Source organism: Oceanisphaera profunda, assembly GCF_002157895.1.
GTDB lineage: Bacteria > Pseudomonadota > Gammaproteobacteria > Enterobacterales > Aeromonadaceae > Oceanimonas > Oceanimonas profunda.
On the sequence record NZ_CP021377.1, the window covers coordinates 2541312 to 2561781 of the forward strand.

The window sequence follows — 20470 nt, forward strand, 5'->3', positions numbered from 1 at the left end:
GGGCTTCTTAAGTGTGAGGGATAGGCCTGTGAAACTATCATCGATATTTTATGTGCTCTGTTGCGCGGCACCTTTGTTGGCTACCCAGCTTCCAGTGCAGGCGACCGAGACCACCACTAAACCATCGGCGGCTGTTGATGCCGCCCACCTTGTTCAAAACGCCGAAACCGAGGGCATGAATCACCTGCAGCGTGATGGCGTTGACATCGACTTTGAAATCCGTCCCCTTGGTAACGATGCTATGCCGACAGAAGGAAAGTTGGTCGATATCCGGTTTCGTCTTCGCGATGCGACTACGGGGCAACCCATTTCCGGTCAGGTACCCGGTGCTTGGCTCGATGCGGCCCAAAGTGTTCCCGAGGGGGGAGATTATCAATCGCAGTGCAAGTCCAGAATCGGTTATTACCTCAAGGGGCGTATGGGAGCGCGTCCGCTGATTGACTTTAATAGTTACTATCTACTGGTACTCAATCAAGACGCGAGTTTAACGGTGATAGACCCGTCCATTTCGGTGGGGGGGATCACCAGTACCCTAAGTCGCATCGCACTCAAGCGTGCCCCCATGGACTGGGTGGCAAGTACGGATGACAAGCGACTTTATGTCTCCATGCCCAACGCCGGAGAAGTGGCGGTGATAGATACCAACAGCTTTAAGGTGTTGACCAATATAGCGGCCGGGCCCGATCCGATCCGGGTGGCACTACAGCCGGATCAGCGTTATTTATGGGTCGGTAACGACAGTCGCCATGCGGAGCAGGGCGGAGTGACCGTCATTGATACCCAGAGTTTGGAGCGGGTAAAAACGCTGATCACCGGGGCTGGGCATCATGATATTACCTTTAGCGACGACTCTCGTTATGCCTTTGTCAGCAATCGGGATGCGGGAGCCTTGACGGTGTTTGATGTAGAGACATTGAGTCAAGTAGCGAAAATCAATACTGGGGCGCATCCCTTGGCAGTGGCATTCTCGCCTTTATCGCAGGCTGTTTATGTCAGCGATGGCAAGGATGGCACTGTGACTGTGGTCGATGCGCGTAGTTTGCAGGTGCGCAAGGTCATTCAAATCGGTCGCGGCATAGGACCCTTGCGGTTTAGTCAGAACGGCCGCTTTGGCATAGTACTCAACACCATGGAAGACAGCGCAACTATCATAGACGCGGCAACCGATGAGGTACTGCATAGTGTTGAAGTGTCGGCTGAACCTTATCAGCTGGTATTTACTCGTTCTTATGCTTATATCCGCGGGCTTGCCTCATCCAAAGTCTCCATGATTAGTTTGTTATCTTTGGGCGAAGGAAAAACACCCACAGTTCAGCGTTTCGAAGCGGGACCTGCGGCGCCCAAGCTGGCTGGGGATCTTCCCATCGCCACCAGCTTGGCACCGGCAAGGGAAGACGCCGCGGTGTTCGTGGTTAATCCCGTGGACAACAGTACTTACTTCTACACTGAGGGGATGAACGCCCCCATGTTTAGTTACCTGAATCGTGGGCATGCGGCGCGGGCAGCCAAGGTGATAGATCGCAGTTTACGGGAGGTAGAGCCCGGCGTTTACAGCACCCGAGTTAAGCTGCCGCCGGCCGGTCAGTTTGATGTGGCGCTGATGCTCAACCAACCGGAGCTGACGCACTGTTTTTCCACCGAGGTGGCACTCGATCCGGCACTGGTGCAGCAGTTACAAAAGCCCAAGGTGGAGTTTATGTGGGATAAGCCCTTGCTAGCCGGCTCACCAGCCAAGATACGAGTGCAGTTGACGCTGGGGCGAGACAGTCAGCCGCTGAGCGGCGTTGCTGATTTACGGCTACGTTATTTTCTTGCTCCTTCTTCTCGTCCGCGTGAAGTTGAAGTGCTGGAGGTGGGGAAGGGCCTCTATGAGGCCAAAATTGAACTAGAATCAACTGGAGCCTATTACTTGCATCTGGCTTCAACCTCTCTGGGGTTGGGATTTAATGACTTGCCTTATACGAGCCTACGCACACAAGCCGCCACATTGAAGACGGCACAGTCTCGTTGATGAGGTGAATTAACGTTACAGGAGTAATGATCATGAAAGGATGCAGCAACACACGCACAGCTAAGTTATTTACTCTGATGACCATAAGTCTGCTCAGCGCGTCAGTGCAGGCGCATTCTCCTGAACAGCACGCGCATGCCCACGCCGAGCCTACTCAGGCAGCGGATACCACTGTGCATTTCGTCGAGGTGCCCCTGCTCGACCAACATGGCCACACGGTCAACCTCAAGCAGGATCTGGTGGCAGACAAGCTAGTGGTGATGAGCTTTGTTTACACCAGTTGTACGACAGTGTGCCCAGTGGTGTCCGGATTAATGAAGCAGGTACAAAGCCTGCTGGGGGAGCGGGTCGGAGCTGAGGTGCAGCTGGTGTCCATCAGCGTAGATCCCTTACGTGATACTCCTTCTCGGTTGCAGCAATATTCGCAGGGTTTTAACGCAGGGGACGGCTGGAGCTGGCTTACCGGCACCACACAATCGATAAACCAAACTCTAAAGGGGTTGGGCGCTTGGGCCGCGGATTATGAGGCCCATCCACCCTTGATCATGGTCGGTGATGGCCGCAGCAATAACTGGTCGCGATTCTATGGTTTTACTGCTCCAGAAGTATTGGTCGCCAAGGTAGACGAGCTCAGCAGCGCTCGTCATTCGCTGGCTAAACAGGATCCCGCTATGCATACAGGAGCGCATCTATGAGATTTATTACCACTAGCGCGGTTTTGCTGAGCCTGATGATGAGCCCTCTCTACGCCCATGAACATCATGGTGATCATATTGAAGGAAAGAGTGAAGGGGCAGAAATGAAACCCACGAGTGCGCCAGTTGAAGTGAGTGCGCCTCAGGATGCGCGTAGCTACTTTACCGATACGGTATTGCAGAACCAGCATGGAGAAACGGTGCGTTTCTACAGTGATGTATTGCAAGATAAAGTCGTGCTGCTCAATGTGATCTTTACCCATTGCGATGATGCCTGTCCCTTGATAACCCGCAAGCTGAAGGAGGTACGGGAAGCCATGGACGAAAAGACGGCTAAGCAAGTGCATTTTATTTCCATTACCAGCGACCCTTTAAACGATAAACCCGAAGTACTGCAGGCATTTATACGCAAGCATGAAATAGAAAGCCCGAATTGGACTTTTCTAACGGGTGACAAGGCGCAGGTCGATTTGGTGCTGTCTCGTCTTGGGCACTTTATTGCCAGCCCTGAGGCTCATTCTACTTTGCTGATTGCCGGTGATGTGGCGAATAAACGGTGGAACAAGATCCAGCCCGATGCTCCGGTACCCGCAATAGCACAGCGTTTAGAGCTGTTGACTGAGCCTAGGCACTAATCTGATGCGTTATCGGCGTTGGTTGATGGCCAGTCTCCTCTGCCTGAGTGGGCCAACAGGTGCCCTTGAACTGAGCCCGCAAGAAATGGCAGGCAAGCAGCTGTTTCTGCATGGCTCTGGCTCGGGGGACAGTATCATCCAGGCTCGAGTTGGGGCTGCAGGCTCGCTATTGCCAGCTTCGGTAATGCCTTGTGCCAGTTGCCACGGCGCAGACGGGCGGGGTCGACCGGAAGGCGGAGTTCGTCCGCCGTCTATTCTCTGGCGGCGGTTGACCCTTTCTTATGGCGGGCGGCTGAGTCATGGCCGTACTCGACCCGCTTATGACGAGCAAACCTTTGCCCGTGCCGTAGTTGAAGGGCGAGATTCGGCAGGAAAACTGTTGAATCCGTCCATGCCCAGATTTGTGATGTCGCAGCGTGATATGAACAATTTGACTGCCTATCTGAAACGATTGGAAGAGGACGATGATTTCGGGTTGGAGGGTGACAAATTGCGGATCGGTAGTCTGCTTCCTCTGACAGGGAGTTGGGCGGAAATGGGAACAACAGTGGAAGCTGTGCTTGAGGAGGTGCTGGCGCGGATTAATGATAATGGTGGTATTCATGGCCGCCGGCTTGAGCTGATTATCCTAGATTCCGGTGAAACTAAAGCCAGTGCCGAAGCGGCATTGGATGAATTACAGCAGCAAGGACCCTTTTTTTCTTTACTCGCACCACTGGAGACGACCTTGGAGGAGGGGCTGACAGAATGGGCCGAGGCGATGGGAATTCCGTTGATAGGGCCGCTTGGCCCACAGGTGGAGTACCGCCAAAGTGCCATGGTCTTTCATCCTTTAGCTGGCTTGCGTGACCAACTGCTAACCTTGGGTGAATTTGCCGGCGACATGCTGCCCGCCAGTGAACGCACTGCCCTCATTGCCTATTCAGATCAGGCTCATCAACGCGAACTAGCGGAGTCTTTAGCAGAAAAACTGCGCCGCTCTGGCTGGCTTCGAGTACAGCTGTTGGATAGCCGCCAGCAGAAAGAGACCATTGCTGTCACCGCAGCGACAAACCCGGCGTTATTTTTCATTGGTGCATCAGAAGACTTTGTCGACTTGGCTGAGCGATGGCATGCGTCTGGGCTGCGTCCTTATCTGTTTGCGGCTTCAGGCCAAGTTGCAGGTGAAGTCTTTAATATTCCGAATTCTTTCTCCGAGCGGGTGTTTCTTGCTTATCCTTTTTTACCCAGTGATTGGAGTCCCGCCGGCGCTTCTGAGCTGGCCCAGATTCGTGAGAAGCGCCAACTCAGTGGCCGAACTACCACACTGCAGGTACAAGCCTATTGTGCTGCAGTGTTACTGGTTGAAGGACTCAAGCGTGCAGGTCGTGATGCCAGCCGAAAAAAATTGGTGGTAGCAATCGAAGCGCTTTATGGTTTTAACACCGGGCTGAGTCCAGCTCTGAATTTTGGTCCAGGGAAGCGGGTTGGGGCTGTGGGTGCTCATGTAGTGACGGTAGATCTTGAATATCGACGCTTTCGGCCTTTGGGGCCTTATCTGCGTATAGAGGACTCGCTATGAAGGGAATCAAAATGGGCATATTGATGCTCTTATGTTGCGTTCAGGCAAGCTCCGTTTGGGCTCAAGTTGTGGGTGTGGCAGCCAAGGTGAACGGAGTCGAGATCAGCAATTTTCGACTTGAGCGTCATTTTGCTGATTATTTGTTGGCCCAAGGTCGTAGTGTGGGCGCTATCCGCAGTCCCAATGTGTATAAGCGGTTCCGGAAAGAAGCGTTGGAACAGCTGATAGATAAGGAGCTCTTGTGGCAAGAAGCACAAAAACGTGGCCTCAACGTGGACCCGGTGCGGGTGCAGACTGAACTGAAAAAATTAAAAGCCGCTTTCGGCAGTCCGGAAAATTTTGCTCGACGGCTGGTGCAAGAAGGGTTTGACGAGTCAAGTTATACGGATTATTTAAGGCAGGAGCTAGCGGCCATGATGATGCTGGAGGCGCTCACTCCGGTGTCTGCGCCATCAGCAGCAGAAGTGGAGCGGCTTTATCAGCTGAACGTGAAACAGTTTGAGCGTCCGGAGCTGATACAGGCCAGGCACATATTGCTTAAAGTCAGTACAGCATCGGATCAGGAATCTATTGCAGAGGTGCACAAGCAAATAACGAGCTTACAACAGCAATTAAACCAAGGCGCTGACTTTGCCGCTCTGGCGCGCCGTTATTCGCAAGACAGTACGGCGGAGCAGGGCGGTCTGCTGGATGATTTTCAACGAGGTGACATGGTTCCGTCATTTGAAACGGCGGCCTTTGCCTTGTTACCGGGAGCCATCAGTGAACCGGTATTAACCCAGTACGGTTGGCATTTGATCAAACTCGAACAGCGTCATCCTAGTCTAACCATGCCACAGCAAGAAGCGAAGGAGCTGATCCTACGACAGCTTGCTAATGAACAAATCAACCAAGCTCGCACTGCCACACTTGTACAATTGCGGGCTGATAGTGAGGTTGTAATCTTGTCTCGCTAATAGTGAATTAATTCCCCAATATCGGGTAATTTACCCGACTCCCCCGACCTTTCCCCATTTTTGGGTGCTCGCTCGCAGTATCTAATGAAAACATCGGCTATTCCTATGATGTAGAGAATAAATTAACTATATTTTTCTGGCGTGAATTATGCATATTCATATTGGCTGGAGTGCTCTTATGACAAAACAATCCCCATAAAAATATAGGAGTTCTACTTTATGAATAACAAAGTGTTGATCGTCGAGGATGAGCTTATTTTTGGACAGAACCTCAAGCTCTATCTCGAGGCTCAGCAGTTTGACATCCAAATAGCCAGAGACGGAGCCAGTGCTATTAACCTGATAAAGGGCAGTTTTATGCCCGACATTATCGTACTCGACTTTCGTTTGCCCGATATGCCGGGGTTTCAGGTATTAGATGAAATCCGCCAATACTGGCATGGTCATTGTGTATTAATGACGGGAAACCCTAGCAGTGAAGTGAGTGCACAAGCTATTCAGTACGGCGTCAAGTACATACTGTTTAAACCCTTTCCGCTGGCAGAGTTGGCGTGTTCAGTTCGAACCTTAATAAATACCAGCCAGTATCAAAAGCAGGATAGCGTTAGTCAGTCAGGCCTAACACCGAAACGTAGGCGCCATCAAAGCAGCCACTTTCCGTTACAGATGTATGATGGCACTTGGATTTATGCTGACCGACGCCAGTCTGATCAGGCTGAAAATTTAGACGCCAACAGCGCTGAAAAAGAATCAGCCGATAATAATGATCCAACATAATATGTGAGGGAAGGTCATGGATAGACGATCCTTAATGATGGGGCATACATTAGATAATTTGACGGTGTCGACAATACCCATCATGCCTCGTTTCGATACCGGGTTGTTAAGTCAGGCCAGAGTCTTGTCCGGTACGAGCGGACGCAAACTCTTAGTTGAACTGGAAGAGCTGGCGGGGCTAGCGCCCGAGGAATTTACGCTAAGCCTAGGTAAAACCCTGCATTATCCTGTGCTGGACGGTGAACATCTGTTTTCATGCCCCCCTTGTTTTGAGCGAATCTCGCTGGCGCAAGCGCTCAAGCGAGAGTTTGTCATGATCAAGCAGGATCAGCAACGGGTGGGGGTGTTTTCCGATCCGTTCGACGATGCAGGCATCGCTTGGATCGACAGTTGTTTGGACGGTGCACCTTTGTACCTGGTGCACAGAGACTCTCTTATTGCTTATCTCGCCCTTCACGAAGAGACCTATCAGGCCGTTGATATTTTGAATGCTGAGGCCGACCTACATGATAAAAGCGACAGTTTTCTGGAAGACTTGTCGCTGACCAGTATTAGCGAAGACCCCAGCTTGGTGATTAAGTTGGTTAACTCAACTCTTTACGATGCTCTAAAAATACATGCCAGTGATATTCATATCGGTATGACAGGTCAGGGACTGGTCATTAAATACCGTATCGATGGAGTGTTGAATAATATCAGCCGAGTCCATGGTAATGATATTGCCGAACAAGTTATCTCCCGCGTTAAGGTGATGGCCGAATTAGATATAGGCGAAAAGCGAGTGCCTCAAGATGGCCGTTTTAAGATTGCAATAAAAGGCCGACAAATAGATTTTCGCGTCTCTATTATGCCCAGCATTTTTGGTGAAGATGCGGTACTGCGAGTGCTCGATAAACAGGAACTGGCGGACAGTACACAAGGGGTTCGCCTTGACACCTTAGGTTTTGAAGACACCACCCTGCGTCATCTACGGCGACTGGCAGCCGAGCCCTATGGCATGGTACTGGTTACCGGCCCCACGGGTAGTGGAAAAACCACCACACTTTATGCCATGTTGACGGAGATTAATCATGGTGTAGATAAAATCATCACGATAGAAGATCCTGTCGAATATCAACTTTCCGGCGTGCTGCAAATCCCCGTTAATGAGAAAAAAGGACTGACCTTCGCTCGAGGGTTGCGTTCTATTTTACGTCATGACCCAGATAAGATCATGGTTGGCGAAATTCGTGATCCCGATACCGCTCAAATAGCGGTCCAGTCAGCGCTGACCGGTCACTTGGTGTTTACCACCATTCATGCCAATAACGTGTTTGACGTCATCGGTCGTTTCACTCAGATGGCCGTGGATCCCTATAGCTTTGTGTCTGCATTGAATGCGGTGCTCGCCCAACGTCTGCTGCGTTTGGTGTGCCCGTCCTGTGCCGCATCGGTTACTCCTAGTGATGAAGAACTACAAGCCTCGGGTCTGGACAGATCCAGCGTCGAGCATTTTCATTTCGTACAAGGCGCCGGTTGCGGCCATTGCCGTGGTACCGGTTATCAAGGCCGCACGGCCATCGCCGAGCTATTGCAATTGGATGACGAGCTACGCCAGTTGATTATTGACCGCAAACCGATAGCTGAACTCAAGGAACTTGCCTGCCGCCGAGGATTGATTCTGCTGCGCAGTTCGGCGCTGGCGCTGGTGCGTGAGGGACGAACCACTCTGGAGGAGATCAACCGTGTCACTTTTGTCGACTGAACGTTATATCGCCATCTTGGGCGCTGATGGAGTGGGTTTGTGCCGACGATCCAAGGATGGTCTGGTGTGGCTAGGGCGTGTTGATAATAAAGAAGAGGCTCGGTCGAGCTGGTTAGCGGCCACGGAGGCGCTTACATACTTACTGGAACAGGTGCCGAGTCAGCGCAAAAGCGAACTTTGTATACTGGTTTCCAATCATTTTATCCGCTATTGCCTGCTGCCTTGGAGTGAGCAAATCGATTCGCTTAGGGAGCTGAAAAGTTATGCCGAAATCTGTTTTGAAGAGATTTACGGCTCCTTAGGTAATGAGTGGCATTTTCGTTTTTCCCCCCAAGCTAGCGGCCAAGATCGATTAGCCGCGGCGATGCCAGCGGCCTTGATTGCCGGTTTGCAGCAGAGCGCGAATGACAGAGGTTGGCGGCTGAGATCGATACAACCTTATCTGATGGCCGCATTCAATCGGTTCGCTAACGCACTGCCAACGCAGGACTTCCTATTTATCCTAGCCGAACCCAAGCGCAGTACTTTGTTGCTGGCACAGAGCGGACATTGGAGCCATGTACGTTCGCTGTCGAGTATTGATTCCGATCAGGCGCTGGGGATCTTGATTGCGCGAGAAACTGAGTTGCAAGCGCTCGATGGCATGTCGGCTGCACCCGTCTATTTTCATGCCCCCGACCGAGTCAAAGCGTTCCCCATACCTATTTGTGGAGTGTCTACCTACCCTCTTAGCCTGCCATTGTCTGAGGCCAGTGAGGATTACCTATATACCATGGCCATGGCGGTGACCTGAGATGCGCACACTCGAACTCGATTTTCATTCTCGTCCCCAAGCCAGCCTGCTGGGCTGGAGCTTGTTGGTCGTGGGCATACTCGTCGTTGTGGTCAGCCTGTTCTACCAATGGCGGTTAACCACGGCCATTGGCGTTCAGCAACATGAATTGGCTCGGGCTGAACAGGTATTACCGGGGCATAACATGGCCAATGGAACCGGCACAGTTGCGTTAAGTGTGATTCAAGAAGCAGAACTGAAAGAAATTCGTCGTGTTTCCGAACAGATGAATCGTCCTTGGGAAGGATTGTTGACTATGCTTGAAAAGGTGTCACGTGAGAACGTGTCTCTGTTGCTGCTGGCGCCGGATGCACACAAGCGGCAATTGCGAATCTCGGCGGAATCTCGTGACTTACCTAGCATGCTGGCCTTCCACCGTCAGCTGGAACAAAGCGATGAATTAAGTGATGTTTCTTTGCTCAGTCACGAGATAGTAAAAAGCGTTGCTGAGCAACCGATCCGTTTTAACCTATTGGCGACTTGGGAGGTGAATCATGAATATCCCTAAGTTGATCCTGCAAGAGCAGTGGCAACGATTAGGTCGGCCGGGCTGGGTTGGTTGCCTCTTGCTGCTATTGGCTATTGGTTATTGTGCCTTGGTGTTATTACCCCAGCGGCAACATTTAGCGGGGCTTGAGCTACGCACTACACAAGCTGTTGCATACCGTCTGCGATTGGATCAGGGACTGGATCTACCGGTGGCGGCGCCTGGGCAGCAAGTTGATGATTTTTATCAAACTCTACCCGCACAGTTGGATGCCACGGCGGCTATCGATCGTATCTACGCGCTAGCAAATAAAGAACGTATTGCTTTGTCTCGTGGTGAATATGCACTGGGAGTGGATCCTAAAACTCAGCTGGCGCGCTATCAGATAGTGTTGCCGGTGAGTGGTAGCTATCCTCAGTTGCGGCGCTTTCTCCATGGTTTATTGGCCGAATTACCCGCAGTTGTGTTGGAAGAAGTGGATTTTAGGCGTAAGCAAATTGCCGACACTCAACTCGAGGGCCGTATTCGCATGACGCTTTATTTGTCGAGGTTGTAATGCATAACCGCAAGCGGCTGTACTGGATAATTTTTTTTGGCTTGGCCGGCATTATTGCCGTTGTTCCCGAGTATTTTTTTACGGAAAAGACGGATGTAATTGGCGTGACCCAGGCGGATTTCTCGTTGGATAAGCAAGGGCAATTAGCGGCATTACGTTCTGGGCCTGAGTCGACAAAGAGCGGCAAGCAAGAGCTGGGGATCACAGCGAAGGGGCACAATATAGCGGTTAATACCGATCTTTTTGCCTCTCATAGTTGGTATGTGGCTCCACAGCGAGCGCCCGTGGTAGTGGCCCCCGTTTCGTCACCACTACCTCCGCCCAAGCCCATGACTCCACCTTTGCCTTTTCGCTTTATCGGCAAACTGGATGACAGCCAAAAGGTACGTGTGTTTTTACAGCAAGGAGAAAAAGTTTATGTCGTTAGTGTGGGGGATGTGATTGACGGTACGTACCGAGTAGACGGAGTCACCGATAACTTGATGACATTGCTCTATTTGCCTTTGCAAGTGACTCAGTCTCTGAGTGTAGGGAGCAAACTATGATAATACCCGCCAGAGTTAAGGATGACAGAATGGCGTTAGCCCGCATGCATTTATCGACAGTGATATCAGTTACGGGTGACAAGGGATGGCTGGGCAGGTTACTGGTGAGATATTCGTGGCGCTACTGGCTAGTTATGGTGCCTATGCTGATTTTGCTGGCCGCATGTGCAGGTTCGGCTAAACATCAAGGGGTGACATTAATTGAATCTGGCCAGTACGAAGATGGACTGGCGATGTTGGAGCAGAGTGCCGCCGCCGCACCAAGAGACACTGGGTTACAACTTACGCTGGCTACCCAGCGTAAAAAAGTATTAACCACTTTGTTAAGCCAAGCTGATCTGGCGTTTCATGGGCGAAACTTTAGTGTGGCACGACTTGGTTATCAGCGAGTACTGGGTATTGATTCTTATAACGCCAGAGCCGAAGAAGGCTTGCGTCAGTTAGATCAGATGCATTACATCGGCGATATGCTGCGCAATGGACAAACCGCACTCCGGCGCGGTGATTTAAGTGGTGCTGAACAACAGATGCGAGCAATTTTTGCGCTGGATCCTAAACATGAAGGCGGGCAGCAATTACAGCGCAATATTGAGGCGATCAAGGCACGTACTTATGCGCCTTATCCCCAGTTGCGTTCACGTTTAAACCGTCCAGTTACGCTGGAATTCAGAGACGCCAATCTTCGGGTGATTTTCGAAGTTTTGGCCAGTACGGCGGGTATGAATTTTATCTTTGATAAAGATATAAGGCCGGATATCAAGGCTTCTATATTTGTGCGTCAGGTGAGTATTGAGGATGCTGTTTCCCTGTTATTGCAACAGAATCAGTTGCACCAGAAGGTGGTCAACGATAACACCATTCTTATTTACCCTGACTCGCCACAAAAACTGAAAGATTACCAAGAGCTGGTGATGCGCACTTTTTATCTGACCAGTACCGATGCCAACTCGGCCCTCAATTTAATCAAGACCATGCTTAAAACCCGCGATGTTTTTATCGATGAACGGCTCAACACGCTGACTATGCGGGATTCGGCGGAGGCAGTACGGATGGCTGAGATGCTGTTGTTGGCGCAGGATCAGGCGAGCCCAGAAGTGGTGCTGGAGCTGGAAGTAATGGAAGTCTCCCAGCAGCGTATTCTGGATCTCGGCCTGCAATGGCCCAATACCTTTGGTGTGCTCAGCGATGATGGTTCAGATATCAGGATTTTGGATCAGTTGCGTGGCATAGATGCGGGGCGCATTAGTATTTCACCTTCTCCTCAGTTAAAGATTAATGCGCAGGATAAGGATGTGAATACCTTGGCCAGTCCCGTGATCCGGGTCACCAACAAAGAGCAGGCTAAAATCCATATCGGTCAGCGAGTCCCCATTGTCAGTGCCACTTCAACACCCTCCACACAAGGTCCTGTGATTACCGAAAGTATCACCTATTTGGATGTAGGTTTGAAATTGGACGTGCAGCCGACTATCTATCTTAACGATGAGGTGGGTATAAAAATATCCCTAGAGGTGAGTAATGCCACGCCGCTAAGGCCCACCAATACCGGCACTATTCCCGTGCAAATAGACACGCGCAATGCGACCACCACCTTGCGACTACGCGATGGTGAAACGCAACTACTGGCAGGTTTGATGCGAAATGATCATTCTTCCAGCGGCAATAAGGTGCCAGGACTTGGGGATGTACCAGGTCTGGGGCGCTTGTTTGGCAGTAACCAGGATATCGTTGGTAAATCTGAATTGGTGTTGTCTATTACTCCGCGCATCGTACGTAATTTGCCATACCGAAGCCCCAGTGACATGGAGTTTGCGAGCGGTACCGAGAGCCATTTGCAGCTACAGCCCGTGGTGGTGCCGGTATCTTTCAGTGACACAGAATAGTGTTCGCCGGTTTTTTTAGGAGGCGTTATGTCACAGGGATCGAGAGGTTTTTCACTGATTGAAATGGTGATTACCATGGCACTGGTCGCGTTGATTGCCAGCATGGCGTTACCTATGACAGAAACTGTGATCCGTCGTGGCCACGAGCAGGAGTTGAGAACGGCCTTATATCAGCTGCGTGATGCCATTGATGCCTACAAGATGGCGGCAACGGCGGGGCATATCCAAACGGCGGCGAATGAAAGTGGTTATCCGCCCTCTCTGCAAATATTGGTGGAAGGCGTACGAGATGTGCGAGATGTCAAAGGTGGGAAAATATATTTTTTACGGCGCATACCGAGAGATCCTTTTGCTGATCAGCAACGACAAGTAACCGAACACTGGGGGCTGCGTGCCTATGATAGCCCAGCAGAAGATCCCAGATCTGGAGATGATGTCTTTGATGTGTATTCATTGGCTCGGGGGCAAGGGCTCAATGGTGTTCCTTATCGGGCATGGTGACTTATGAAACGAAGCCGAGGTTTTACATTGATTGAACTGCTGGTGGTGATGGGCATTATCGCCATGCTGCTGACTGTGGCAGGGCCGCGTTATTTCACCAGTCTGGAAAAGGCGAAGGAGACCACGCTCCGTCAAAGCTTATCTGTAATGCGCGAGGCGCTCGATCAATATTATGGTGACACTGGCCGTTATCCAGACTCGATAGAGCAATTGGTGGAACAGCGTTATCTACGCAAGTTACCGCAGGATCCTATTACCGAACGCAGTGATTTGTGGGTGATAGTGCCCCCGCCGGAAGGTGATGGAGTGTGGGATATTAAAAGTGGCGCCCCCGGCCAAGCCCGGGATGGAAGTCAGTATGCACATTGGTAATGGCTCTGGCACACAACAGGGGTTTACCTATATAGGAGTGCTATTTCTGGTGGTATTGATGGGGTTGGCACTGGCAGGAACCGGACAGCTCTGGTCACTGGGTAGCTTGCGTGCCAAAGAACGGGAGTTACTTTGGGTGGGCACTCAGTACGCGCAGGCGTTGCGTAGCTATTATCGCAGCTCGCCGGGGGTGGCTCTGTACCCACAACGGTTAGAAGATTTATTGGAGGATCCTCGATTTCCCCAAGTTCATCGCCACCTGCGCCGCCTCTATCCGGATCCCATGACCGGCAGCCATGACTGGGGATTGATTCTATCTGTGGATGGTCGTATTGCCGGCGTGTATAGCCGCTTACAGACCAAGCCGTTAATGCAGGCTCACTTTCCCGCTCAATGGAGTGAATTCGAGCATATGAACAGCTATCGGGATTGGCAGTTTGTTGCGGAAAAATCGTTTTTAACGCACTGAAATAGCACTGCAGGATTGGGCAATGGAATGTCAATTTATCATTTAGGGAGAGCAAGATGGAGCGTCAGGCGTGCAGCAAGTCAGAAGCTTTCAGCGTACAGGACCGTGGGGCTTGCCTTGGCATTGCGGTGGGGTACAGAGGGAAGAAAAAGGGTGTCATGCGCAAAGGAAGCCGAACCGTGCTCATGGGAGTAATGTTGATGCTGCTATCGAGTGGGGTTAGCGCAAATGAAGACGAGATGATGGGATTCATCGTCGATAACAGCATCTCCCGTGTAGGTCATGAATTTTATCGTTATTTTACTGAACGTTTACGAGATACGAGTCAAATGGACTTTAATCTGGTGGTACGTGAACGACCCTCAGCGCGTTGGGGGAGCTTGGTGTGGGTGGAGTATGAAGGGCGCACGCTTTATCGTAATTTTCTGGCTCCTAATACTTCGCAGTTGCAGTCGGTTGCTCATGAAGCGGCGGATCTAATACGTGATGAAGTGGCGCGGCAGAAGCTAGAAAATATGTTTCAGGATACATTCGATTTGGAGAGGGATGAATTATGAAGGCAAACATGACATTTACTTCTGTCGGTCTTTGGCTAGCCGCCAGTTTTTTTACGAGCGCCATTCAGGCCAGCGAGTTGGTTTACACACCCATCAATCCCACCTTTGGCGGGAGTCCTTTAAACGGCTCTTTTTTACTGGGTAATGCTCAAGCCCAGAATAAGTACAAAGACCCAGATCTAGAAGACAGAGTGAGAAATAATACGCCTACGGCACTAGAGCGCTTTACCTCTCAGCTGGAGTCCCGTTTGTTATCGCAGTTGTTGACTAATATTCAGACTGGCCAGACCGGCAGCCTGACCACTGATGCGTTTACCATCAACCTTCAGGATAATGACGGTGTCTTGACAATTGTCATTACTGACAGGCTAACCGGTGAAGTGTCGGAAATTATCGTTGACAGTTTCTAAGTCTACTGGCTGTTCAAGACCCCACAAGGATGTCGAGCCCATGAACAAATTTATTATACTGACTCTAGTATCAGTGGCGTTATCCGGATGTGCATTGCGTGAGCCGATGCCGGCAGAAATAGAGCCGGAAATGCCGACGTTAACGCCCCGAGCGTCGACCTATTATGATTTATTGGCACTACCCAAACCTAAAGGGCGGTTAGTAGCAGCTGTCTATGGCTTTCGTGATCAGACTGGTCAGTACAAACCGACACCGGCCAGCTCTTTCTCTACCAGTGTGACCCAAGGTGCAGCCAGTATGCTCATGGATGCGATGCAAGCCAGTGGCTGGTTTCACGTGTTGGAGCGAGAAGGACTGCAGAACGTACTTACCGAGCGCAAGATCATCCGCGCCTCTCAGAGTAAGCCCAACACGCCGGTTAATATTCAGGATGAACTGCCACCTCTGCAAGCCGCTAATATACTGCTGGAAGGCGGTATTGTCGCTTACGATACCAACGTGCGCAGTGGCGGAGAAGGCGCGGCATATCTGGGGATCAGCATTTCTCATGAATATCGAGTAGATCAGGTTACGGTTAATCTGCGGGCTGTGGATGTGCGCAGTGGCCGGATGCTGGCTAATGTAATGACCAGTAAAACCATTTATTCGGTAGGGCGCCAAGCGGGCGTGTTCAAATTTATCGAGTTCAAAGAGCTATTGGAAGCCGAAGTAGGTTACACCACTAATGAACCGGCGCAACTCTGTGTGCTGTCGGCGATAGAGTCTGCGGTTGCTCATTTAGTGGCGCAGGGCATCGAACAGCGGTTGTGGCAAGCGGGTGACGAAAGCAGCTTTGAGCAATCATCGTTACCCAAATATCTCCGTGAAATGCCAATGTCCCCCACACGTATCTAACAAGAGCCCTTCACTGAGACGATAGCCATGTATGTAGTATGTAAGGTACGGCATTCATGGCTAACTTTAATGCGATTAGATGAGTTTCAGGCTTCTTTTTGCGCCGTGGTGTCATCGATGTACGCGAGCTGACGTTCCATTCTGAGTAGATATAACTATCGGAACTAACGCGCTTTGTCCCTAGTTGTTGTATTCCAGTAGGGGGGAGTGGGTAGCGTACCTGCAGGCTATTTCCTTAAAACACCAGCTGAGCTGAAGCCAACTTGGGTCAAGTTGTGTGACATCTTACAGGGGGAACTGTTGGTATAACTAGCGGTGGAGAGCAAGAAGGAAGACCAAGCTTTACCTCCTGCAATAAATCCGACATAAAAAACGCCGCCCTTCAGGACGGCGTAAAGTAAGAGTTTTCTTAGTTTTGGTTGCTGGTTGCCAGGTTACCACTACCGTATTGGGTAATGTAGGCGGCTTGGTTGTAGCCAGACTGGGTGATATAGGCTTGGTTGCCGGAACCGCCCTGAACGGTGGATGCGTAGTTGTTACTGTCAGATTGAGAGATCTGAGATAGGTTGTTATCGCCATATTGCTGCTCAACCCAAGCAATATTATCGCTACCTGACTGAGCTAGGTCCACGCTGTTATCGGTACCGACGCTGTAACCCGAGGCAAGGTTACCGCCATCCTGTTGCTTGGAAGTCAGCGTATTACCTGTGCCATTTTGGGTGAAATACAATTCGTTATAGCTGCCGGTCTGGCTGAGATTTATTTTGTTATCAACCCCGTTCTGGGTCAGGCTGGCTGTTTGGTTAATACCATACTGGCCTCCCTGATTGGTATCATACTCGGTACCAGCATAAAGCTCGTTACCAGTGCCGTTCGAGGTAATGGTCAGGTTATGGTTCACACCTTCTTGTTGAATATAACTGAGGTTGAGACTGCCGTTTTGACTAACGTAAGCGTTCATTCCTGTAGCATCGAATTGTTCGACTAGCGCACCGTTTTGACCGCCACTTTGCCAGATGGTCGCTAGATTATTCTCACCGACCAGCTGGTCAACGATAGCATCGTTATATACACCTTGCTGGTTGATGTATGAGACGCTGGCCAGCTGTTCCTCCTGCCAGGTTTCCGCATAGTTATCGATACCTGACTGTACTATATTGGCGTTGTTATCGATGCCATCATACTGCTCAACATAGGCGTCGTTGTATTCACCAGATTGTTGCAGATTAATGTTGCTGTTTTCATATTTTTGATACGTCGCCGCTCGGTTGCTATTACCACTTTGGTGTATGTAAGCATTGCTGGCTGCGGTCTGCTCCTGATAAATGGAAGTGTCGTTACTATTACCATATTGTTCGGCAGTGGCGTAGCTGCTCACCTGATCTTGTTGCCAGCTCCGTGCATCGTTATCGTAACCTGCCTGAGTTTGCGAAGACGAGCCCGTATCGCTGCCTCGTTGGACGCTAAGAACTGCGTTTAGCGTTCCTGACTGATTTTGTAATGAGTTACTATTCATGTCGTCTATCTGCTCGACACCTGCATAGTTAGTCGTACCATTTTGTGTCTGGGTAGCTGTACTGAAGCTGGCTAAGCTCTGTGTAACAAGGCCAATGTTGCCAACACCATATTGGTTCTGGTTAGATGTACTGTCGTTAGCGAGAGCCTGGACGCTAAGCAGTGTCATTATAGCGGCCGCGATAGGTGTGATTTTGAGCTGGGTTATATTCAACATGGTATTATCTCCTGAAAGTATTATTTGCGTCCCTGACAAATGAGCGCAGTTGCTACTATTGATACTGGTTAACCTGCACATTTTGGTTATTACCGTATTGCGTAATGCTGCCTCGCAGCCCCACTCCGAACTGCTCGATACGGGCGCGGTTGTTGATACCAGCTTGTATTATCACCGCTTGGTTATCTGCACCCGATTGTGAAATTAAGGCTGAATTGCCATACCCAGACTGATCGATAATTGCCATTTGATTCCCTCCTTGTTGCAAGATATAAGCTTCTTGGTCAGTGCCAACCTGAACTATGCTCCCCAGCAGGGATTGGCCCGATTGGTTTAGCAACGCTAAATTGTTTTGACCTACTTGGCGCACTGCCAACTGTGCCGTTGTAGTGCTGCTGAACTCGAGCCCTTCTGGCATCAGTAAGTTGGTCTGTTCAACCAAATCAAAATTGTTCATTAAATCAGCCGCCTGCGACGGAGCGCTGATCAAGCCTAGACAGAGAACCAGCGTAATCCTGGTATAATGATGCCGCCAATCAGATAGTCGTAGCATGAGTCAGATCCTTCTGATTTTTATTTCTGCCTACTTTCCTTGTAGTAAAACCTGTCTTTGCAACCTTGCAAAGACAGGGAACAGGCTATTGAACGTTCACTGGGACCGTAGTGACGGTACCGAAGGCCGACCTTATGGTGGCAGTGGGATTAGCGGTCAGCACCAAATCATCGGTCCGAGCTGCCAGCCGCCAATTTCCTGTTGGAGTTGGTGTTGTTGTACCCAAAATGACGGGGCCATCAATACTCGATACTTCGACGGTAATGGTATTGCCTGTTGCTAACGAGGTTTGGCCTTGAATGCTCCAAGTGAGCCTATTTCGTCTTCCTCTCGCCTCTGCATCGGTCACTGTCAGCGTTTCAGCCGTATTCGGTGGTGGTGATACCGATACGGTGACGGTAGCCGGTGCCGATTGAGCGCCTAGCGAATCTTGCGCTTGATAGGTGAAGCTAGCGGTAAACGCGCTGGTAACCGAGGTTGGAGGGGTATAAGACACTGTAGTGCCGTCGGTAGAGACTGTACCTTGCCCCGTAGTTGGCTGTGTCAGGTTGACCACCGTAAGCGGTGTGTTGCCTTCTGGATCGCTGTCATTAGCTAATACCGAGATGGTAAGTGGAATGCCCAATGTTGCGGCGTCGTCGTTTACCGCTATCGGGGCTTGGTTTGCCCCCACGGTGACAGTGACGGTTGCCGGCTCAGAGAGACCGCCGCGGCTATCTTGCGCACGATAGGTAAAGGTCGCGACCAATGGGGCGTTGTTGGTGGTAGTCGGTGGTGTATAGACCACAGAAGTGCTGCCATTCAGCGCGACACTGCCTTGTCCGACGGCCGGTTGGGTCAGTTGCACTATGCTGAGCGGGGTATCACCATCGGGATCGCTATCGTTAGCCAGCAACTGCAGTGTTAGCGGTACGCCCACAGTAGTGGTACCACTGTCCGCTTGAGCCAGGGGTAACTGATTATCGGGTGTATCAGGAGCGTCACCTGTCACAGTAACCATCTCAATATCCGAGCCGCCAGCGGCGGACTGTACTCTGATGCTGGCAGGAGGCTGGCTCAAATCAGGTATGGTCAGCGTCTGCAGGTTAGAAGATTTGCTCAACCTACCGAAGCCGGTGGCCACCAGATCCGGTACTTGAGTTTCATCGCTTGATGTCGCCTCTATGCGCAGTGTGTTGTCATCCCACGAATAGGTAGCGCTATTGATCTTGACGATATCAATCAACTCGCTGGACAGGGAGCTGGGTGTGCCGTTTGGCGAACTGGCGGTCACCACGATCAAGGACGGCAACTCAGCTGATGGGGGCTGCTGCACGAAGAAGCGGCCGTTATTATCAGGGATGAGAGCGGTCTGACAGGGAGATGTGCCACCCACCAGTGCCAGAGTTTCGCGGTAGCAGACATCGGCATCTTCCGATGAGCTGGCGAAGACTTCGATTTGCGTTTGCGTCTGAGTGCGTTGGTAGCTGGCTCGCTCGATTTCCAGTGGTAACGAGGGGACCGAGTCGCGTACCTTGCCGGAGAGGGTAAAATCATTATTTTGAATTATCCCCGGCGGACCATCGATGCGCACAAAGTTGGTATCGAAGGGGCTGCCGGTGACTTCCTCGGTCAGGTTGGGGTTACCGATAAAGGTTTCTGTTACCCCTGTTTCCGGGTTGGTCTCGGTATAGGTGCCACTCAGACTTTGCAGGAAGGGGCCTATGTCTCCCCCGAGAGCGCCGGTGAAGTCGCCAGGCGTGCCGATACCGATATCACGGGTCATATTGATAGCCCGTCTGCCGACATCGGCTGCGTCTACCACGAAGGTTTCGACGCCGTAAGGATGGGTGACAGTGTAGGTACCCGCCACTGGCACCGAGGCGCGGATACGAATACGGGCAAAGCCCACTTGATCTCCTGCTTTGGGGGTTTCTGCGGCGAAGGCTGCTTCCAGTGCCGCAACATAAACCTCGAGCTCATAGCCGGGGACTGCACCTTCGGGGATGGAGGTTTCGGCCAAAAACCAGAACAGCTCGCCGGGCCAGTTTCCCGGGAAAACCAGCGGGTCGGCATCGTCAAATACCCCGGGTTCTGGATTTAAGGTACACATGTAGGCACTGGCAGTGCCACCGCTGACGGCTTTGGATGTGCACAGCTCCAACTGCACTTCATTTTCGTCCTGATACCAGAGCGGAAAACCGCCGGATATGGCCGTATGGGGCCCTGGGGCCACCACCGACAGCTCAGCCTGAGCCGGCCCAACGGTGGCGACAAACAGCCCTATGGGTGTGATGATTGTTCTTGTCCATTTGTTCAT

21 protein-coding genes are annotated in these 20470 nt (G+C 51.1%); 18 read left to right on the forward strand and 3 right to left on the reverse strand.

All coding sequences use genetic code 11. The features are described from left to right. The first annotated feature begins 28 nt into the window (after positions 1–28). The 18 genes from CBP31_RS11210 (at position 29) to CBP31_RS11295 (ending at position 15886) form a co-directional block, all read left to right on the forward strand. Positions 29–2011, forward strand: a complete 1983-nt coding sequence (locus CBP31_RS11210; protein WP_227875008.1) for a YncE family protein — start codon at positions 29–31, stop codon at positions 2009–2011. Between the two features lie 32 nt (positions 2012–2043). After that, positions 2044–2706: an SCO family protein gene (locus CBP31_RS11215; protein WP_087037303.1), complete on the forward strand. Its 663-nt coding sequence runs from the start codon at positions 2044–2046 to the stop codon at positions 2704–2706. Continuing rightward, positions 2703–3341 (forward strand): SCO family protein, encoded by a 639-nt coding sequence (locus CBP31_RS11220; protein ID WP_087037305.1) that lies wholly within the window; start codon positions 2703–2705, stop codon positions 3339–3341. The genes CBP31_RS11215 and CBP31_RS11220 overlap by 4 nt, the downstream gene beginning before the upstream one ends. A gap of 25 nt (positions 3342–3366) precedes the next feature. After that, positions 3367–4902 (forward strand): cytochrome c/ABC transporter substrate-binding protein, encoded by a 1536-nt coding sequence (locus tag CBP31_RS11225; protein WP_227875009.1) that lies wholly within the window; start codon positions 3367–3369, stop codon positions 4900–4902. Continuing rightward, complete coding sequence (locus CBP31_RS15605; RefSeq protein WP_161492516.1) at positions 4899–5858, forward strand: peptidylprolyl isomerase; 960 nt, start codon at positions 4899–4901, stop codon at positions 5856–5858. The genes CBP31_RS11225 and CBP31_RS15605 overlap by 4 nt, the downstream gene beginning before the upstream one ends. Positions 5859–6077: 219 nt before the next feature. Continuing rightward, positions 6078–6635, forward strand: a complete 558-nt coding sequence (locus tag CBP31_RS11235; RefSeq protein ID WP_087037309.1) for a response regulator — start codon at positions 6078–6080, stop codon at positions 6633–6635. 16 nt (positions 6636–6651) lie between these two features. After that, entirely contained in the window at positions 6652–8379 is a 1728-nt protein-coding gene (locus CBP31_RS11240) for a GspE/PulE family protein (RefSeq protein ID WP_087037311.1), read from the forward strand. Next, entirely contained in the window at positions 8360–9172 is an 813-nt protein-coding gene (locus CBP31_RS11245) for a hypothetical protein (protein WP_151898804.1), read from the forward strand. The genes CBP31_RS11240 and CBP31_RS11245 overlap by 20 nt, the downstream gene beginning before the upstream one ends. Before the next feature lies 1 nt (position 9173). Then, the gene (locus CBP31_RS11250; protein ID WP_087037314.1) at positions 9174–9719 is read left to right on the forward strand and encodes a hypothetical protein; all 546 of its coding nucleotides are present in this window, start codon (positions 9174–9176) and stop codon (positions 9717–9719) included. Next, positions 9706–10254 (forward strand): GspMb/PilO family protein, encoded by a 549-nt coding sequence (locus CBP31_RS11255; RefSeq protein WP_087037316.1) that lies wholly within the window; start codon positions 9706–9708, stop codon positions 10252–10254. Before CBP31_RS11250 ends, CBP31_RS11255 begins: the two co-directional genes overlap by 14 nt. After that, a complete protein-coding gene (locus CBP31_RS11260) occupies positions 10254–10799 on the forward strand; it encodes a hypothetical protein (protein WP_087037318.1) in 546 nt (181 codons plus the stop codon). The genes CBP31_RS11255 and CBP31_RS11260 overlap by 1 nt, the downstream gene beginning before the upstream one ends. A gap of 143 nt (positions 10800–10942) precedes the next feature. After that, positions 10943–12682, forward strand: coding sequence for a type II secretion system protein GspD (locus tag CBP31_RS11265; protein WP_227875010.1), 1740 nt, complete (start codon positions 10943–10945; stop codon positions 12680–12682). 27 nt (positions 12683–12709) lie between these two features. Then, positions 12710–13183 carry a type II secretion system protein gene (locus CBP31_RS11270; protein ID WP_087037320.1) on the forward strand — a complete coding sequence of 158 codons (474 nt, stop codon included), beginning with the start codon at positions 12710–12712 and terminating at the stop codon, positions 13181–13183. Positions 13184–13186: 3 nt separating this feature from the next. Next, positions 13187–13555: a type II secretion system protein gene (locus tag CBP31_RS11275; RefSeq protein ID WP_087037322.1), complete on the forward strand. Its 369-nt coding sequence runs from the start codon at positions 13187–13189 to the stop codon at positions 13553–13555. Next, positions 13542–14024, forward strand: a complete 483-nt coding sequence (locus CBP31_RS11280) for a type II secretion system protein (protein WP_087037324.1) — start codon at positions 13542–13544, stop codon at positions 14022–14024. Before CBP31_RS11275 ends, CBP31_RS11280 begins: the two co-directional genes overlap by 14 nt. Before the next feature lie 56 nt (positions 14025–14080). Next, a complete protein-coding gene (gene csgE, locus CBP31_RS11285) occupies positions 14081–14581 on the forward strand; it encodes a curli production assembly/transport protein CsgE (RefSeq protein WP_227875011.1) in 501 nt (166 codons plus the stop codon). Beyond that, the gene (locus CBP31_RS11290) at positions 14578–14991 is read left to right on the forward strand and encodes a curli assembly protein CsgF (RefSeq protein WP_087037326.1); all 414 of its coding nucleotides are present in this window, start codon (positions 14578–14580) and stop codon (positions 14989–14991) included. The genes csgE and CBP31_RS11290 overlap by 4 nt, the downstream gene beginning before the upstream one ends. 40 nt (positions 14992–15031) lie before the next feature. Then, positions 15032–15886, forward strand: a complete 855-nt coding sequence (locus CBP31_RS11295; protein WP_087037328.1) for a CsgG/HfaB family protein — start codon at positions 15032–15034, stop codon at positions 15884–15886. A gap of 409 nt (positions 15887–16295) precedes the next feature. Here CBP31_RS11295 and CBP31_RS11300 read toward each other — a convergent pair whose 3' ends face one another. From CBP31_RS11300 to CBP31_RS11310, 3 genes are all read right to left on the reverse strand, one after another. Then, positions 16296–17618: a curlin gene (locus tag CBP31_RS11300; RefSeq protein WP_161492517.1), complete on the reverse strand. Its 1323-nt coding sequence runs from the start codon at positions 17616–17618 to the stop codon at positions 16296–16298. Positions 17619–17673: 55 nt separating this feature from the next. Then, a complete protein-coding gene (locus CBP31_RS11305) occupies positions 17674–18075 on the reverse strand; it encodes a hypothetical protein (RefSeq protein WP_227875012.1) in 402 nt (133 codons plus the stop codon). A 181-nt stretch (positions 18076–18256) separates the two neighbouring features. Next, on the reverse strand, positions 18257–20470 hold the full coding sequence (locus tag CBP31_RS11310; protein WP_087037334.1) for an Ig-like domain-containing protein: 2214 nt from the start codon (positions 20468–20470) through the stop codon (positions 18257–18259).

Bases quoted from the DNA above. Each gene is read 5' to 3' on its own strand.
- CBP31_RS11215 (WP_087037303.1), top strand. From the start codon at position 2,044: ATGAAAGGATGCAGCAACACACGCACAGCTAAGTTATTTACTCTGATG.
- CBP31_RS11220 (WP_087037305.1), top strand. From the start codon at position 2,703: ATGAGATTTATTACCACTAGCGCGGTTTTGCTGAGCCTGATGATGAGC.
- CBP31_RS11225 (WP_227875009.1), top strand. From the start codon at position 3,367: ATGGCCAGTCTCCTCTGCCTGAGTGGGCCAACAGGTGCCCTTGAACTG.
- CBP31_RS15605 (WP_161492516.1), top strand. From the start codon at position 4,899: ATGAAGGGAATCAAAATGGGCATATTGATGCTCTTATGTTGCGTTCAG.
- CBP31_RS11235 (WP_087037309.1), top strand. From the start codon at position 6,078: ATGAATAACAAAGTGTTGATCGTCGAGGATGAGCTTATTTTTGGACAG.
- CBP31_RS11240 (WP_087037311.1), top strand. From the start codon at position 6,652: ATGGATAGACGATCCTTAATGATGGGGCATACATTAGATAATTTGACG.
- CBP31_RS11250 (WP_087037314.1), top strand. From the start codon at position 9,174: ATGCGCACACTCGAACTCGATTTTCATTCTCGTCCCCAAGCCAGCCTG.
- CBP31_RS11255 (WP_087037316.1), top strand. From the start codon at position 9,706: ATGAATATCCCTAAGTTGATCCTGCAAGAGCAGTGGCAACGATTAGGT.
- CBP31_RS11260 (WP_087037318.1), top strand. From the start codon at position 10,254: ATGCATAACCGCAAGCGGCTGTACTGGATAATTTTTTTTGGCTTGGCC.
- CBP31_RS11265 (WP_227875010.1), top strand. From the start codon at position 10,943: ATGCTGATTTTGCTGGCCGCATGTGCAGGTTCGGCTAAACATCAAGGG.
- CBP31_RS11270 (WP_087037320.1), top strand. From the start codon at position 12,710: ATGTCACAGGGATCGAGAGGTTTTTCACTGATTGAAATGGTGATTACC.
- CBP31_RS11275 (WP_087037322.1), top strand. From the start codon at position 13,187: ATGAAACGAAGCCGAGGTTTTACATTGATTGAACTGCTGGTGGTGATG.
- CBP31_RS11280 (WP_087037324.1), top strand. From the start codon at position 13,542: ATGCACATTGGTAATGGCTCTGGCACACAACAGGGGTTTACCTATATA.
- csgE (WP_227875011.1), top strand. From the start codon at position 14,081: ATGGAGCGTCAGGCGTGCAGCAAGTCAGAAGCTTTCAGCGTACAGGAC.
- CBP31_RS11290 (WP_087037326.1), top strand. From the start codon at position 14,578: ATGAAGGCAAACATGACATTTACTTCTGTCGGTCTTTGGCTAGCCGCC.
- CBP31_RS11295 (WP_087037328.1), top strand. From the start codon at position 15,032: ATGAACAAATTTATTATACTGACTCTAGTATCAGTGGCGTTATCCGGA.
- CBP31_RS11300 (WP_161492517.1), bottom strand. From the start codon at position 17,618: ATGTTGAATATAACCCAGCTCAAAATCACACCTATCGCGGCCGCTATA.
- CBP31_RS11305 (WP_227875012.1), bottom strand. From the start codon at position 18,075: ATGAACAATTTTGATTTGGTTGAACAGACCAACTTACTGATGCCAGAA.
- CBP31_RS11310 (WP_087037334.1), bottom strand. From the start codon at position 20,470: ATGAACAAATGGACAAGAACAATCATCACACCCATAGGGCTGTTTGTC.